We start from the raw sequence: 17,018 nt of genomic DNA on the forward strand, positions 1-17,018 counted from the left end.
TAGCCTTTTTTGCCTTGCATGCATTAAGATATTAATAATCAATGACATAGATAAATTTATTTTTAAATATCTCAGTTGTGCAACAGCCACTTTAGCTCCGGGTGAAAATCAGGTTTTCAGACCGGGCTTCAGCCCAAAACCCAAGCGACCAGAACGGAGCCAATACCGGTGCTTCAGCGCCGAAATGCTTATAAATAGGCCACATCTGCCAATATCCCAGGTATTTTGTTTTTAATAATGAAAATTATTAAACCATTTGAAAGATTTCCATTTAAGTATAAAATTCCAATGAACCGGCATTATGCGCAGGGGCAGAAAAATCGGTGCTTGCCCCGTATTACAAATCGAGATATTCTGAATAATATTCACTTTAATCGGACAACAATGATTCTAATTCCTGTATTCAACATTTTAAATTATTATCGCCTATTTTTGAGATGCAGCTTTCATGCAATTCAAAATTAAATCATAGTTTTGCTTATACCTTATGAGTTCAGAAACAGGATTCTTCCGCAGATACAAGTTTATTGTTGACCGATTCCCAGCTGAATGGAAGAACTATGATATTCTGACTACCTTTTACCGTTTATCTTTCTTTTACTTCCGCGGAATAATTCAGCGTCTGTTTTTTAAACGTTCGAGCGGATGGGTATTGGTTGGTAAAGGAGCCTCAATACGTTATGCCCGTCACCTGAGTGTTGGAAGAGATTTTATAGTTGAGGATTATGCTGAGGTTAATTGCATGACCTATCGCGGGATAGTTGCAGGAGATCGGGTAACAATAGGAAAACACGCAATCATCAGGCCAACCAATATTTATGGATCTGCAATTGGCGAAGGTCTCAAAATTGGCAATAATTCCAGTATCGGACCCTATTCATATATAGGATGCTCAGGTTTTATTGAAATAGGAGACAACGTGATGATGTCACCAAGAGTCAGTATATACGCCGAAAATCATTTATTTGACCACCCTGAACTCAGTATAAAAGAGCAGGGAGTAAAACGGGAATTTGTCAAAATAGAAGATGATTGCTGGATTGCTGCCAATACAATAATTCTGGCAGGAGTAACCATTGGGCGCGGATCAGTAATTGCAGCAGGAAGTGTTGTGACCAAAGATGTTCCGCCATACAGTGTTGTAGGTGGAGTTCCGGCAAAAGTCATAAAAAGCCGTAAATAGATCACTGATTTTGATCGAAAAAGAATAGTCTTATTATGTGTGGTATCATTGGTGTAATCTCAAAAAAGGAAGTAAAAAACTTTCGTACAGATTATTTTGACCCCCTTAGCCATGCCCTTGATAAGATGGAATACCGTGGTCCGGATAACAAAGGAATATGGATGGAAGATGGCATTTGCCTGGGCCATCGCCGCTTATCTATTATCGACCTTTCTGCTGATGGTAACCAGCCATTTCAATCTTCCTCTGAACGGTATGTGATTGTCTTCAATGGTGAAATATACAACTATCAGGAATTAAGATCAGATCTGAAAAAACTCGGCCATATCTTCAGAACTGAAAGTGATACAGAGGTTATAATAGCGGCATATATTCAATATGGTGAAGACTTTTGTAAAGTTCTGAGGGGAATGTTCGCCCTGGTTATTTATGACCGGGAGGAGAAGCAGGTAGTTTTCGCTCGTGACAGATTAGGTAAAAAACCTCTCTTTCTATTTGAAAATGAGGAACTTATAATATTTTCTTCAGAAATAAAATTCTTTCATGCCTTCAAAAACATAGCACTTGAAATAAACGAGGAAAGCCTGTTGAATTTTCTCTCTTTGCAATACATTCCAGGTCCTGCCACCATTTATAAAAATATAAAACAGATTAGTCCGGCTAAGGTTTACCGGCATGATTTGAGCAAAAACCAAGGAGAAACAATTACTTACTGGAATATGTTCGACCATGTTGGCGAGCGAAAAGAGATACCTGAGATCGAAAAGATAGACAGCCTGCTCGAAGAGAGTATAAAGTACCGACTGGTTGCCAATGTTGATATAGGATTGTTGCTTAGCGGAGGAATCGACTCTTCCCTGCTTGCCTGCTATATGCATAAACTGGCCGGAAAAAAAGTAAAAGCCTTTAATGTTAGTTTCGCAGATAAATCTATTGATGAATCTGTATTTGCACAAAAGGTCGCTGCATCCCTCGACCTGGATCTCATAAGCCTCAGGCTGGAAGATATTACAGTTGAAAATTTCTCCAATTCTATCTATCATGCAGATCAGCCACTTGGCGATTCGGCCATAATTCCTACCTACCTGATTTCTAAATCAATTGCACAGCATGTTAAAGTAGTCTTATCTGGTGAAGGTGCCGACGAACTCTTTCACGGCTACGATCATTATCGCTATGAGAAATATTTTTACCAATTAGGAAAATTGCCCTTTGAAGGTGCCCGTGCTCTGATGGAACTTATTTCGGGTGTTGGAATTCATAAATTTGACAGAATCAGGAACAAACTCCGGAGTATTGAATCATTCAAAAACGATACAGGCGTATCCAGGTGGACTTCCATTCTTAGTCCGGAATTAAGCCAAAGCTATCTGAAGAATGTTCCACATAATACCGGAAACTACGAAATTCAATTTCATAGTTTTCTTCAAGGCTTTGGAAAAAAATCAGGGAAACTGGAATCAAGTCTTATGCTGGATCTGCTAACCTGGCTACCCGATGACCTGCTGGTAAAAACAGACCGCATGATGATGGCCTGTAGTGTGGAAGCCCGTACTCCATTTTTGGATCATCATCTGGTTGAAGAGGTGTTAAGATCATCTTCTCATTTCAATCAACCATTATTTCAATCAAAAAATTATCTGAGGCAATTATTAAAAAAGAAATTACCGGCTTCAGTATCTGAGCTCATATCAAGCCGGCCAAAACAAGGTTTTGAAACTCCGAATCTCCAATGGCTCAATTCCAGCCTGTATGAACTTTCTTCCTTTTTATTTTCGGACGAAAACCTAAAAAATAACCCATATCTGAATGCCGGAATGGTTAACACGCTGTGGCAGGACGCCAAAAAACAAAAATCGGGAACAAATAACCGCTTAGTCTGGAATATTTTTTGTTTTTTGGAGTGGTACAGACAACATGACTCTAAATTCGGATTTGCGAAATGAAGGAAAATATCCTGTTAGTAGGGCATAGTGGCGATATGTATGGCGCAAGTCGCTCATTGATTAAGCTGGTTCGGATCCTGAATGAGGAGTACAAGGTGTATGTTCTGTTACCTGAAACAGGTAGTTTGAATGCCGAATTAAGCATGATCCTACCTGCTGACAGAATCTTATTGAATGAGAGCCTTTATATTTTCACGCGCAATTCATTCAAAATAAGATATATCGGCTCAACTTTTGCCCGGTTTATAGGCAACCTGATCACAATCAGGAAAATTATTCGCAAATATGATATCAAGATAATTCATACAAATTCAGGAGTAGTTCCGGCTCCTGCACTTGCTGCAAAAATCTCAGGGCGAAAGCACATCTGGCATATCCGGGAATGGTTTGGTGATTTTAAAAAATTCTGGCCAATCTACTCGGCTTATATGACCAGATTTTCGGACAGGGTGGTATGTGTTTCGAAAACCATGGCTACCCAATTTCAGGATCATAAAAAAGTAATGACCATTTATAACGGTTTTGAAATTCCTAAGATCAAAACAGAAATTTCAATCCCGGAAGAACTTGTGCAAAACCTGAATCAGGCGGACCTGGTTTTGGGTTGTACCTCGAGGATCAGACTGATAAGAAAAGGTCAGGAATATTTGATTGAAGCAATTGGAATTATGACTCAAAAAACCGGGAAAAATATTCAGGCAGTATTAATTGGTGATTATGTTCCGGGCTATGAATGGCAAAAAGAAACTATTTCAGCGCTAATCAAAAAATACCACCTTGAAGACCGGATACATTTTCTGGGGCATTTAGCAAATCCTCTCCCATTTTACAAATTATTTGATGTATTCGTATTGCCTTCGGGCGAGCCAGAACCATTTGGAGGTGTTATCATGGAAGCCATGAGTTTAGCACTGCCGGTAATTGGGTCAAATGCAGGAGGAACAACAGAACAAATTGCGAATGCACAGAATGGCTATTTGTTTGAAAATAAAAATGCAGAAGACCTTGCCGATAAGATCGGACTTTTTCTGAATGACCCTTCAAGCATAAAATTATTTGGAAAATGTTCAAAGGAAAGAGTAGAAAAATACTTTAGTCTGAATCTGCATAAAGAAAATATCCTGATACTCTATAAGAATATTATCCTGAATGAAAAGTAGCAACTTAGGCTAGCGCACGAGTGTCGCGTGTGCTTCTTCAATATTTATATATTTTTCTGCAATGGCACACGCGGCACCCATGCGCCAGCAATATTGAATCCTCCATTAAATTCCCTTATTTACGATTAATTAAATACTTTTGTCGGAGGCTTAAAAACGAAATTTAGGGATTGATCAGAATTACATCTCTAAAGAAATACATACCGGATTGCCCGGAAAACGATATAAATGATTGGATGAAAGTAGCCATTATCGGTACCAGGGGATATCCCTATGTTTATGGCGGTTTCGAAACCTTTGTTAAAGAACTTGGCGAGAGGTTAGTAAAAAAGGATGTGGAGGTACACGTTTACTGCCAGGCAAATTTATTTAAAGAAAAGCCTGCAATTGTTAATGGTATTAAACTTCATTATATCCCTACCGTAGAAACAAAATCACTAAATCAGATTATACATTCCTTCCTGTCTATTATCCATGCTACTTTTAGCCGCTGCGATATCATTCTTGTAGTCAATCTGGCTGCCGGTCCGATGGGCTGGATACCAAAGATTACCGGGAAAAAAACAATGATCAATGTGGATGGTTTGGAATGGCTAAGGCCCAAATGGAAGGGTCTTGGCGCTGCTTATTTTAGGTTTGCGGCCAGACTTGCCACAAAACTATACGATCTTATCATTACTGATGCAGATGCAATGCGGGAGGTTTATCTTACAGAATTTAAACAGGACTCCATTGTTATTGCTTATGGGGCCCCTCCTTTCAAGAAAGCAAATCCATTCCTTCTGAATCGGTTTAATATCATTCCTGACGAATATTACCTGATTGTCGGACGATTAATTCCCGATAACAATGCAGATCTGATTATCAAAGCATATCTGGATTCTGCATGTGAAAAAAAACTAGTAGTTGTTGGTGATGTCCCATACCGGGATAAATATGCCGAAGATCTCAAAAAACTTGCAGGTGAAAAAGTACACTTTATAGGCTATGTTCGCGATAGTGATGAACTTATGGCCTTGTATCAAAACTGCTTTTGTTATATTCATGGTCATAAATATGGTGGTACAAACCCCGCTATGTTAAAAGCCATGTCCAATAATTGTGCTATACTTGCCTTAAATACAAGTTTTAATCGTGAAATGTTGACAAATGGTAAATTTGGCTTATTATTTGAAGAGAATATCGGATCTATACAAGAAAATATGAAGAATCTTGAGAAAGATGAATTATTAACTAAACAATTAAGATCAAAAGTGAGTTCAGGATTAACAGACAAGTACAACTGGGATTGTGTGACGGCGGCGTATCAAAAGGCGATGATAGAGTTGGACAATTCAAAATCAAAAAAATAATTCTCATGACGAGACCTTATTTTTTATATAACGGATTCAGATATTTAATCGATACCCCACTGCTAATCCTGTCCTTTTGGATAGCAGATTATTTAACCGCAGGTCAGATCCACTCCGGGCAGGAGTCTTTCGTTTATATTTTTCTACTGCTTTCGATTATTGCATGGTACAGCGCAGCACAGATTTCCGGATTATCCAGAGATTTACGTTCGAATAAATTCGCTGAGGAAATTATTTATGTACTGGTTACACTTATAATTTTTGCTATAACATTAACATCCTGCTTATTCTTCTTTCGAAATAAAATTGAATTAAGCAATAAATTCCTGCTCCTCTATTTCCCAATACTGTTTACATCAGTCCTTTCCTTTAAGTATTTGTTCAGGAAATACCTGCATAGCATTTTTTATAGCGGGAGACTTCAGGAACAAATCATTCTGGTAGGTTCAACACCAGCAGCAAAAGATTTTTATGATACAATCAATCTGCACACCTATTATGGTTATAAATGTATTGGATTCCTCGATGATGAAAATACAAAACTGAATGGATGCAAATACCTTGGAAAGATCAGTGATATCAATAAAATACTGGCAGAATCGCCTGTTGATGAAGTAATTATTGCCTTACCTAATGCTCAACACCAACATATAAGTACCTGTATTGAAGCGTGTGACTTTCATGCAAAACGGGTTCGGATGATCCCTGATCTTTATTTATATGCTGCCAGTAATATCAGTATCAATACTATCGGACTTTTACCTGTCATTAATTTTCGGTCACTCCCACAGGACAGGCTGCCCAATAAATTATTAAAAAGGTCTTTTGATGTTTTATTCTCCACACTATTTTTTATCCTGATTGGTTGGTGGTTCATGCCTATCATAGCATTACTCATAAAACTTACATCTAAAGGACCTGTATTCTTTAAACAAGAAAGGTGGGGTTTGAATAACAAAAAAATAATATGCTATAAATTCAGAACTATGTATTCTGGAAGTCCTGAAACTGATACAAACGGCAATTTTCTGCAGGCCACAAAAAATGACCAGAGAGTAACTCCATTAGGTAAAATCTTAAGGGCATGGAATATTGATGAATTACCGCAGTTCTGGAATGTATTCAAAGGCAATATGTCTGTTGTTGGCCCACGACCGCATGTTACTCCTCTCAATATATCTTCCATTCAAAATGTAGATCGTTACATGCTCAGACACCTTGTTAAGCCCGGGATTACAGGATACGCACAGGTAAATGGCTGCAGGGGCGAGACCTCTGCACCTGGTTCAATGCAGCGAAGAGTCAATTATGATCTTTACTATATTCATAGCTGGACTTTTTGGATGGATTGTCAGATTGTATTACAGACAATAATTCTTACCATTAAAGGAGATCAGAATGCTTATTAATAAACGGAAACAGGTGTTTCGGTTCTCTATCATTTTGTTGTGCATTAACCAGTTGACACTAAGTAATGTACAGGCACAAATAGTTTGGGAGAATCCGAGACTTCCAATTAACAGTTTCCTCTCAAGGCAGGCGCAAAAAGGAAACATCAATATTACAGACTTCATTCTTCCAATGAGCAGAAAGGAAATTGCTTTCAATCTTTCTGCGCTTAAAGATTCAGTCCACAAATTGTCAGCCATCGAAAAACAGGAACTGAGCTTTTACCTGCAGGAATATACAGAATTCAATACTAACAGGATTGATAGTACTTTATTTTTTAAAAAAGATCCATACGGACGTTGGAGGGCTTTCTCGGCTGATGAGAATGATTTTCTGGTAAGAATTGATCCCGCTGTGGGTCTGGAAACGATTCGGGGTGGAGGTAAAAGTATAATGAAGATGAGCGGCGGATTGCAGCTCTGGGGTCATATGGGGAAAAATATTTCTTTTCAGGCATTTTTCACAGATATTACCGAATATGGAAACCGAATTGACACGATCAGGCAGTTTAGCAATGAAACAGGCATAGTAAGATTCGAAAATGTTAAAAAAGACTCCAAATTACTTAGCTACAGTAATTTAAGAGGTAGTGTGAGCTATGAATTCAAGAATGGATCAGTCAGTTTAGGCAATGACCAGTTATTGTGGGGTTATGGCGAAAACGGCAGGCTGGTTATGTCTGATAAAGCCCCTGCTTATCCTTTTATCCGGCTGGATTATCAACCCCTGAAATGGGTTAAATTCCATTACGCTCATACCTGGCTTCAATCTACTATTATTGATTCTGCCCGAAGCTATCCAAAAGGAAACACTATATATGGAAACGACCGCGAATTGTATGTGTCGAAATTTATGGCAACTCATAGCCTCAATTTCTTTCCAGTAAAGGGATTATCGCTCAGTATTGGTGAATCCATAATTTACAGCGACAAAATGGACGCAGGATACCTCATACCCGTTATGTTCTTTAAAGCTTATGACCAGATCACCAGCAGATATAAAATAAATACAGGCTCTAACGGACAATTTTTCTTACAGGCCAGTTCAAGGAATCATATAAAAGGGTTGCATCTTTATTCCACACTTTTTATAGATGAGATCAGAGCTTCTGAGGTATTTAACAGAAATAAAAGCCGAAATCAGATTGGATTTAATGCCGGAGCCTCAATCACTGATCTTTTTTTACCCTACCTAACAATAGGAATGGAGTATACAAGAATTAATCCCTTTGTTTACCAAAATTTAATACCAGCTCAAACTTATACTAGTCAAAACTATTTAATGGGCGACTGGATTGGTCAGAATGCCGACAGGACTACTGCATGGTTAAAATATAATCCACTGCCTCGCTTATCAACAAAAATCCGACTGGATTATATCCGTAAGGGTGAAGATGGAACCCTAGAGGATCAATATTATGCAGAGCCTCAACCTGGATTTTTAAGTTCAAAGGTGGTCGAGATTCAAAAACAATTACTCATAGAAGCCAGTTATGAACTAATTAACAACCTCAATATCAAAGGTTCATATTTTAAACAGGGTGGTATTATTCGGCCTAATCTACAGACCTCAGCAGTACCGAATGAGGTTCGCTTTGGGGTTAGTTATGGGTTTTAGGAGCCTCAGCCCAGCTCCCCTCCAAAGGAGAGAGAGGAACGAAGTGTCTTGTCCTGAAATAGGTTTACAAAAAAAACTCCTCCCCCCCTTTGATTCCCTAAAGCGGGGGATACTGGACGCCTATAAATCGTGCTAAAAGAAAATATTTTCTTCTTTACTCAAATTCCTTAGGCACTATGCTATCCCCCTCAAGAGGGGGCGCGTCAGGCTCTGTGCGCAGGCAGGGGGAGGCTTCCGAATATAAAACATTCCTCCTCCCCCTTTAATTCCCTCTCAAGCGGGGGATACTGGACGCCTAGGTATACTGCTATAAGAAAACATCCCTTCTTGAATTAAATTCCTTAGGCACCATACTGTCCTCAAGAGGGGGCGGGTTAGGCTCTGCGCACCCAATGTCATCTTCTAAAATCAACTACTCCCTTTTCTATGTACTAATTATAACAGGAACGCTTATTGCATTAAATATTTATATTTGCAAAATCTAATTAAAATCATGCGTATTAAATTTCTTATATATATTCTAATTGCCGGACTGGTTTTTACCTTCCAGCAAAGCCAGGCGCAGAGTATATCCCTTGATAAACTTCAGAACATTAAAGTAAACCAGCTCTCCGATGCACAGATATCCGAAGCATGGAAGAAAATACAGGATTTGGGTCTTGCTGAACAGGATGCTTATAAATTGATGGAAGAGAAAGGTATGGATCCAATTGAAGTTAACCTTTTCAAACAAAGAATAAGCTTACTTGGTCTCAATAAGAGCGGAACTAAAATTTCTGAAATCAATAAGAAAGACGATATTGATTTCAGCAGAGATACCGCAAATCTTGTCAAAAAACCTGTTTCGATTGAAGCAATAAAGCCCTTCACTAACTCTGAATTAAGCATTTACGGAACCGAATTCTTTAATCAGACTTCAATTAAATTTGATCCCGATTTTAATATTGCAACCCCAAAAGGCTATGTGCTGGGTCCGGGAGATGAACTGATTATACTCCTAACAGGTCTTAATGAAAGCAGTGTACGCTCCAAAATAAGCCCGGAAGGCAATCTCCAGATTCCATATGCCGGGATTGTTTATGTGAGCGGTTTCACAATTGAACAAGCTACGGGTTTGATCAGAAATAAAATGGCAAAGGCATATCCTGCACTAAATAGCGGTCAAAGTCAATTGAATGTAAACCTGGGCAGTACCAGAACCATTAAGATTACTTTGGTTGGAGAAGTACAAACACCGGGATCTTACACCATTTCATCACTTTCCACACTATTTAATGCTTTATATCTTTCTGGAGGTCCTTCATTAAATGGCTCTTTAAGAAGCATTGAACTAATTCGCAATAATAAAATTTATAAAACAGTCGATTTTTACACTTTCCTGCAGCAAGGCCTGATGGATGGGAATATCCGTCTCGAAGATCAGGATGTAATCAATTTTCCGGTTTATCGAAAAAGAGTAAGTATCTATGGAGAAGTTAAAAGACCAGCGATATATGAACTCAAGCCGGAGGAACAACTGGATGACCTGATCAGATATGCAGGCGGTTATACAGATATTGCCTATCGCTCTATTGCAAAAATTGACCAAATCACTGAACTGGAGCGGGAAGTAAAGGATGTCCCGGCAAGTCTGTTCAGCGATTTCGTTCCGCGCAATGGTGATAGAGTTGAAATCGGATCTATTCAAAATAAATATGCAAACCGTGTAATTCTAGAAGGTGCTGTGAACCGCCCCGGAGTTTATGAGCTAAGTTCAGGATTGAGTCTTTCACAGCTTCTTAAGAAAGCTGATGGATTGAAACCTGAAGCCTATTTAGAACGCGCTTATATTAAACGTACCCTCCCAAATCTGGAAAAAGAGTTTATATCATTTGATCCTAAAACCATAATCAACGGTAAATCAGATATTCCCCTTCTAAGGGAAGACTCTATTATGATTCAGAACCGCTCAGAATTTATTACCGACCAGTATATCACCATTAACGGCAATATTAAAAACCCGGGCAACTTTCTTTACCGAAAAGGTCTGAAACTGACTGATGTGATCGCAATGTCAGGTGGTTTAAATGAGCAGGCCGCCGGACATAATATTGAAATTTCAAGGATTATTAAAAATAAGTCCGACAGTGTCGCCAACCAATTAGTAGAAACCTTTACTGTTAATCTGGATAATGCCGGACAAAGCTCTCAGGATATCGAACTCCAGCCACTCGATTATATCAATGTGCCAAGGCTTGTTAATTTCAGACCATTGGGAAATATTTCTGTGAATGGAGAAGTCTTATTCCCCGGCGAATATGCGGTTCAGAAAAGAGATGAAACCGCACTCGACTTTATTCAAAGAGCTGGAGGATTAAGCCCATACGGATCATTGGAAAGTGCCCAGATTTACCGGAACAGAATCAGGGTCGACCTCGATCTTACTCAAAGTACAATAGATCCGATAAGCAGAAAGAGTATGATTCTGCTTCCTGGCGACAGCATTTACATCCCCCGCATAATTTCTTTTGTTCAGGTTTCGGGTGCAGTAAGTAATCCTCAATATGTCAGCTATCAGGGCCGAAGATTTAAGTATTATATCAATTCTGCAGGAGGTGTTCTTGAAGATGCGCGAATAAAAGGCGCCTATGTACAATATCCAAATGGTTTAAATAAACCCGTACGCAACTTCCTGTTTTTCAGGAACTACCCTTCGGTAAAGCCGGGAAGCACCATTACTGTTCCAAAGAAGAATCCTGACAGCAGGTTCAGATTAGGATTTGCAGAAATATCAGGAATTACTTCTGCCGTTACAGCACTCATTGGCCTGGTTGCAATTTTATGGCGATAATATGAAACAGGACAACTATCCATTTGAACCGGAATTCTCATTCAAACAAACCATTGAAAACCAATGGGAAAACGTCCTTTATTTATGGAGTAAAAAAGGGAAGCTCATTGCCTTCGGGATTATCGGAGCAATCTTTGGAATTGTCTATGCATGGCTGAAGCCAATAACATACACTTCCAGGTTGACTTTTGTCGTTGAAGAATCCAAAGCAGGAGGGGGCTCCCTTCTTTCTGGCCTGGCAGGACAATTGGGCTTTGATCTGGGAGGTTTATCCGGAACAGGTGGAGTTCTGGCTGGCGATAATGTACAGCAATTATTGCGTAGTCAGAAAATGATCAAAAACACACTTTTAACTCCTTTTGGTGATTCAAGTACAGTTTCAATTGCAGATGAATATGCAAGAAGCTCTAAGCTGAGTGAAGCCTGGGGCAAAAAATATAATGATGGAAAGCCTATTCGTTTCCTATTAAATTCTGGAACTTATACCCGGCTACAGGATAGTTTGTTACAGCTAATCATCAAACGAATAAGTGATAAAGAACTTGCAGTAGGAAAGCCGGACAAAAAATTAAGCTTTTTCGAAGCCACGGTAACCATGCATAATGAAGCACTTGCACAGGTCTTTACTATCCGGCTGATAGATCAGGCAACCCGCTTTTACATTGATACTAAAACCAAAAGACAGCGTAATAATGTAAACAGACTACAGGCAAGAGCAGATAGTATCGGATTGCTCCTGAACAGGAAAACTTATTCTGCATCAGAAGCAAACAGTGTGATGCTTGATGTAAATCCCGCATACCCTACCGCAAATGTCGGGCTTGAGTTAAAACAAAGAGATAAACTGGTCCTGCAAACAATTTATGCAGAAATCGTAAAAAACCTTGAGATCAGCAGAACAATGTTAATCCAGGAAACTCCAACTTTCCAAATCGTTGATGAGCCGGAATTACCCCTCAAAAAGAACCGGACAGGTTATCTGATTTCTATAATTTATGGCGGACTGATTACAGGAATTGCAGGAGCACTTTTTCTGCTGCTTAGCAGGAAACAAGTGAAGAATAGTTGAGAATGGAGAGTTGAGAATTGAGAGTGAGAAATTAAATACCCAAGATTTTGACTATGCCATTTAAGTTGAAATCCTATTTGCTAATTTTCAAATTTGCTAATTTGCTAATTCTCTCCCCATTGGCAAATAGTCAAATCGTCTCATCGACAAATTCCAATGGAAGAGGTGACTGACGAAATCTACTTTCCGATCGCCTGTTAAGACTTACGAATTTACCTAGGCATCATATCGGTTAAATTCGTAAGTCACCAGGCTGGATGTGACTTACGAAATCGACTTTCCAATCGCCTATGTGATTTCGTAAGTCTTTACCCCCACCCAATAGCTATCGGGTTGCTAATTCTTTCTTCCACTTCCACCTAAAAAACATTCTTAAAGCAATTTTCTTTTGTAACCAGGATTTGCCTTTTAAATCTATGAATCGAACAAACAATTTCTTTTGTTCAGGGCTTAACTTGTTCTGAAAGGTATTATAGAAATCAGAAGTAAAACTAATCTGATCTTCAAACAAATCATTCTTTTTAAAGGAATGAATAATTTCAGAAAAGAGCCTTTTTAACCTTCCTTTCCTTTTGAAACCTCCAACTTCTGTTGCATTGTTTGCGTGACTACGGTAATACACCTGTGGCTCAGGCACAATGTCCGCCTTTCCAAAAGTATAAGCTATCATTGATATCCAGGTATCATGATTCAAGATTCCTTGATCAGGTATAGTTGAAAAATAAGAACGCATTGCCGGGTTCATCAAGATGGTACATCCATTGACAAAACAGCCAAAAAACAAAGTCTCAAGACAATAAATATATCCCCCCTGCCCCAATTCATTCCTGAAGGAGGAATTAATCAGATTTTTATCCTGATCAATCAAAATAAGATCTGAATAAACTATAGCAGGAGAATCAGCTTCGTCGATATTTTCCATGTACTTTGCCGCCAGACTTAATTTAGACGGAAGCCAGATATCATCCTGATCAGATAATGCGATGTAATTTCCGGGATTACAAAGTGAAACCGCTTTCTTAAAGTTTCCGATAAAGCCGAGTCGTTGGTCATTTATATAATAATTCAGAAGGCCCTTATTGTGGTAATATTCAAGAATTTCAGGTGTATTATCGGTAGATTGGTCATCACAAACAATGATTTCCGCAGGTCTGAGGGTTTGAGAAAGTATGGAATCCAGCTGTTCTGCAAGATATTTGCCACCATTATAGGTAGCCATGGCAACTGATATTGAAGGGTATTCAGAAATTCTCTGTTCAGTTTTAATCATTCTTCCGAAATAAGCCGGTATGTGGTACAGGCATTAAGCCTTCTAAATTAAGAAATTAAATTATTGCTTACGCAGGCCAAGAAAATGAGCGATCCGATAATATCGGATCCCGAGAAGACGGGAACCTCCTCATATATCCATTCCGATTTGAGAGGAATGTTTTTTTATTCCCGGAAGCCTCCCCCCTGTCTGCGCACAGAGCCTAACCCAACCCCCTCTTGAGGGGGACAGTATGGCGCCTAAGGAATTTGAGTAAAAAGGAAAATATTTTCTTTTAACACGATTTATAGGCGTCCAGTATCCCCCTCTTGAGGGGGAATTAAAGGGGGAGGAAGTTCTGGCCTTCGTCAGGATTGTAACCCTTAAATAATGACATTGAGCGCAGTCTGATTGTGCTGTTGTCTGAACTATGATTCAGGTGATTTATTTGATTATTATGAACCATTACAATCAGGCTAATTAATCTAATCAAAAAAATCACAGTTCAGACAAAATACAAACCTTTAAATCATTAATTTTAAAACCAACCGACAGGCAGATATTAAATAATAAACACCTGCCATCCTTCATGAAACAAAAACCCACATTTCATACCATATTTACAGATACAGAGAACTTCCACCTGGTTAAGGATGTTGGACAGCTCCCATACTTCATGTACAAAACAGAAGGCTATGATGCGGAATTAATCAGCTACAGGAATAATGAAGAATATCCATACCTAAGCAAAGAAGTTAAGGGATTGAAACTAACTTTCATCCCTGATAAGGGCAGATTTTTCTATTTTGAACTTGGAATATTGTCCTACCTATGGTCCTTCTCAAAATCAATCGATGTTTTAAACCTGTTCCATTTCAAAAAAGATCATTTACTTTATCTTCTTCTTTATAAAATCCTGAATCCAAAAGGAAAGGCTTATATAAAACTGGATATGGATCTCCTTTTTTTTAAAGATTATAATGCTTTTCTGTACTCTAAGTATTTGCTCAAGAACTACCTTTTGAAAGGAATAACAAAATGGATATTTAAATTAACTGATGTTTTTTCTGTTGAAACTGAAGAAGCCAGATCTTATCTAATAAAAGTTTATCCTGAATTAAAGCAAAAATTAATTTGCATACCTAATGGAGTGGACAATCTCTATCTCGACGAAGAAATTAAATTAAGATCCTGGGAAGAAAAAGAGAATATCATCATCACAGTAGGTAGAATAGGAACCCTTCAAAAAAACACTGAACTATTCCTGGAAGCATTAAAAGAAGTAGAATTAAACAATTGGAAAGTCTATATCCTGGGACCTGTTGAGGAAGGTTTTCAGAATTTCATTAAGCAATATTTTCTGGAACACCCTCAATTAAAAAACCGCATCATATTCACTGGAAACATTAGCGACAGGAAAGAGCTTTTTGAATGGTATAACCGGGCTAAAATATTCTGTTTAACATCAAGGTTCGAAGGATTCCCTATTACTTTCCCTGAGGCACTTTATTTTGGGAACTACATCATCAGCAGTCCTGTTTCCAGTGCTTTAGAAATCACAAATAATAGTAAGTTAGGCAAGCTAGCAAAAGCGGAAGCTCCGAATTTTGCCGCAGCAGTTCAAGAGTGCATAACAGAAGGGTTTTTGACTTCCAAACGATTTGAGGATACCCTCAAATTCTCAAGAAACAATTTTACCTGGCCCGGTATAGTTAAAAAACTGTCAGATAAACTGAAGGAAGATGCGTAAACAATTACTGAAAGATTCAGCTACGTATCTGGGTGGCAGCATTATTGTCCAGATCCTGAGTTTTATCGGGATGATATTTTTAATGCGCTTTCTTCCGGTTTCAGAATATGGAAAGTATACCTATATCATTGAATTCATCTCTATTTTTGCCTTCTTCTCTGATGGGGGATTTACGCAACATATCATTAAGGAAAGCAGCCAAAATCCGGGATCAGTAGAAAAAATATACGCCAAAGCACAATCAGCCCAGTTGCTGATCAGCGGATTGATGCTGGCTCTTATTCTGTGTATCAGCTATCCCACAAATTCGATACAGGACTTCTATTATCTTTCTGTATTCGGCCTGAGTGTTGTAATCAACGCATATTTCGCACCAATGTTGGCTATATTGATTGCATCAGGCAGAAAAGATCTGATCTTTTTTAAAGATGTTGTTTTAAGTATTGCAAGAATCTTGTTTATCCTCCTGGGAATCTACCTGAAAGCCCCCTTTGCTTATTTTATATACCTTGGTTTTATTAATTGTATTGTTCTATTCCTGCTTTTCCTTTATACACGTTATCAGGAGGACTATAAGTACATTTTAAACTATGAAATAAACATAGCCGGTAGTCTTGCCTTTATCAGGAATGGCTTCCTGTATACTATCCTGATGGCTGCAAATGTGATCTATAACAAAATAGACATCATTATGCTTGAAAAAATGATCGGGAGTACAGAAGTAGGCTATTATTCGGGAGCCACAAGGTTTATCTATCCCTTTATGTTCATTTCAGGCGCATTTATGACCGCGATCTTTCCTAAACTGGCAAAGTATTCTGAAGAAAAGGATAAATTCAAGATCATCCAAAATCTTGCCCTGTATTATCTTGGAGGAATCGGAATAGTACTTAGCACCTCCCTTTACTTAGGGGCTGATCTGATCTTTCAATTATTTTTTGTAGATAAATACGATGACTCCATACCCGTGTTTAAAATACTGGTCTGGTATCTGGCCATTGTTTTCATTTACGGACCAATCAGTAATAGCCTTGTGGCTAAAAACAAGGTTACATTTTTGGTCTACCTGAACCTGATTATGATTGTACTGAATGTTATATTGAATTTCTTTCTTATCCCAATTTATGGCGCAAAAGGTGCGGCAATTGCCACTATTATTTGCGAAATATTGATTCTGATTTCTGCGGTAATATATTGGAGGGAAATTGAGACCCGATAGCTGTCAGGTGGATAGTTATGAGGTGGATAAATATCGGTAGAATCGATTTTATCGGTTTACAAGCGCCGTTTGAGGCTGAGAAGGTTCTCGCTTCTACAAGAAGATATTATCGAATGACAAGCATTGTTGGGGAGGTGAGGACAATACAACCTTCGCTGACAAGAGATCTTCGGGTTGAGGAGGTTCCTGCTTTC

General features: G+C 38.6%; 11 protein-coding genes. 10 read left to right on the plus strand and 1 reads right to left on the minus strand.

What is annotated here, in order from left to right; all coding sequences use genetic code 11:
- Positions 1-487: 487 nt before the first annotated feature.
- The 8 genes from Q8M41_RS10285 to Q8M41_RS10320 all read left to right on the plus strand — a co-directional run bounded on the left by Q8M41_RS10285 (position 488) and on the right by Q8M41_RS10320 (position 12,606).
- On the plus strand, positions 488-1,183 hold the full coding sequence (locus Q8M41_RS10285; protein WP_305365181.1) for a DapH/DapD/GlmU-related protein: 696 nt from the start codon (positions 488-490) through the stop codon (positions 1,181-1,183).
- Positions 1,184-1,218: 35 nt separating this feature from the next.
- Positions 1,219-3,129 (plus strand): asparagine synthase (glutamine-hydrolyzing), encoded by a 1,911-nt coding sequence (gene asnB / locus Q8M41_RS10290; RefSeq protein ID WP_305365182.1) that lies wholly within the window; start codon positions 1,219-1,221, stop codon positions 3,127-3,129.
- Positions 3,126-4,289, plus strand: a complete 1,164-nt coding sequence (locus Q8M41_RS10295; RefSeq protein ID WP_305365183.1) for a glycosyltransferase — start codon at positions 3,126-3,128, stop codon at positions 4,287-4,289. Before asnB ends, Q8M41_RS10295 begins: the two co-directional genes overlap by 4 nt.
- 170 nt (positions 4,290-4,459) lie before the next feature.
- The gene (locus Q8M41_RS10300; RefSeq protein ID WP_305365184.1) at positions 4,460-5,641 is read left to right on the plus strand and encodes a DUF1972 domain-containing protein; all 1,182 of its coding nucleotides are present in this window, start codon (positions 4,460-4,462) and stop codon (positions 5,639-5,641) included.
- 5 nt (positions 5,642-5,646) lie between these two features.
- Positions 5,647-7,050, plus strand: coding sequence for an undecaprenyl-phosphate glucose phosphotransferase (locus Q8M41_RS10305; RefSeq protein WP_305365185.1), 1,404 nt, complete (start codon positions 5,647-5,649; stop codon positions 7,048-7,050).
- Positions 7,040-8,707 carry a capsule assembly Wzi family protein gene (locus Q8M41_RS10310; protein ID WP_305365186.1) on the plus strand — a complete coding sequence of 556 codons (1,668 nt, stop codon included), beginning with the start codon at positions 7,040-7,042 and terminating at the stop codon, positions 8,705-8,707. The genes Q8M41_RS10305 and Q8M41_RS10310 overlap by 11 nt, the downstream gene beginning before the upstream one ends.
- Positions 8,708-9,200: 493 nt before the next feature.
- The gene (locus Q8M41_RS10315; RefSeq protein WP_305365187.1) at positions 9,201-11,537 is read left to right on the plus strand and encodes an SLBB domain-containing protein; all 2,337 of its coding nucleotides are present in this window, start codon (positions 9,201-9,203) and stop codon (positions 11,535-11,537) included.
- Between the two features lies 1 nt (position 11,538).
- Positions 11,539-12,606, plus strand: a complete 1,068-nt coding sequence (locus tag Q8M41_RS10320) for a hypothetical protein (protein ID WP_305365188.1) — start codon at positions 11,539-11,541, stop codon at positions 12,604-12,606.
- 325 nt (positions 12,607-12,931) lie between these two features.
- On the opposite strand, the gene Q8M41_RS10325 is transcribed toward Q8M41_RS10320, so the two are convergent.
- Positions 12,932-13,876 carry a glycosyltransferase family 2 protein gene (locus Q8M41_RS10325; RefSeq protein ID WP_305365189.1) on the minus strand — a complete coding sequence of 315 codons (945 nt, stop codon included), beginning with the start codon at positions 13,874-13,876 and terminating at the stop codon, positions 12,932-12,934.
- 568 nt (positions 13,877-14,444) lie between these two features.
- Here Q8M41_RS10325 and Q8M41_RS10330 point away from each other — a divergent pair.
- Together Q8M41_RS10330 and Q8M41_RS10335 are read left to right on the plus strand one after the other, a co-directional pair.
- The gene (locus Q8M41_RS10330) at positions 14,445-15,605 is read left to right on the plus strand and encodes a glycosyltransferase family 4 protein (protein ID WP_305365190.1); all 1,161 of its coding nucleotides are present in this window, start codon (positions 14,445-14,447) and stop codon (positions 15,603-15,605) included.
- A complete protein-coding gene (locus Q8M41_RS10335; RefSeq protein WP_305365191.1) occupies positions 15,598-16,824 on the plus strand; it encodes a flippase in 1,227 nt (408 codons plus the stop codon). Before Q8M41_RS10330 ends, Q8M41_RS10335 begins: the two co-directional genes overlap by 8 nt.
- Positions 16,825-17,018 lie beyond the last annotated feature (194 nt).

Origin of the sequence: Daejeonella sp., from assembly GCF_030684675.1 — a bacterium.
GTDB lineage: Bacteria > Bacteroidota > Bacteroidia > Sphingobacteriales > Sphingobacteriaceae > Daejeonella.

Excerpts from the sequence above, each read along its gene's own strand:
- asnB (WP_305365182.1), top strand. The coding sequence starts at position 1,219 with ATGTGTGGTATCATTGGTGTAATCTCAAAAAAGGAAGTAAAAAACTTT.
- Q8M41_RS10315 (WP_305365187.1), top strand. The coding sequence starts at position 9,201 with ATGCGTATTAAATTTCTTATATATATTCTAATTGCCGGACTGGTTTTT.
- Q8M41_RS10310 (WP_305365186.1), top strand. The coding sequence starts at position 7,040 with ATGCTTATTAATAAACGGAAACAGGTGTTTCGGTTCTCTATCATTTTG.
- Q8M41_RS10295 (WP_305365183.1), top strand. The coding sequence starts at position 3,126 with ATGAAGGAAAATATCCTGTTAGTAGGGCATAGTGGCGATATGTATGGC.
- Q8M41_RS10330 (WP_305365190.1), top strand. The coding sequence starts at position 14,445 with ATGAAACAAAAACCCACATTTCATACCATATTTACAGATACAGAGAAC.
- Q8M41_RS10325 (WP_305365189.1), bottom strand. The coding sequence starts at position 13,876 with ATGATTAAAACTGAACAGAGAATTTCTGAATACCCTTCAATATCAGTT.
- Q8M41_RS10335 (WP_305365191.1), top strand. The coding sequence starts at position 15,598 with ATGCGTAAACAATTACTGAAAGATTCAGCTACGTATCTGGGTGGCAGC.
- Q8M41_RS10305 (WP_305365185.1), top strand. The coding sequence starts at position 5,647 with ATGACGAGACCTTATTTTTTATATAACGGATTCAGATATTTAATCGAT.
- Q8M41_RS10320 (WP_305365188.1), top strand. The coding sequence starts at position 11,539 with ATGAAACAGGACAACTATCCATTTGAACCGGAATTCTCATTCAAACAA.
- Q8M41_RS10285 (WP_305365181.1), top strand. The coding sequence starts at position 488 with ATGAGTTCAGAAACAGGATTCTTCCGCAGATACAAGTTTATTGTTGAC.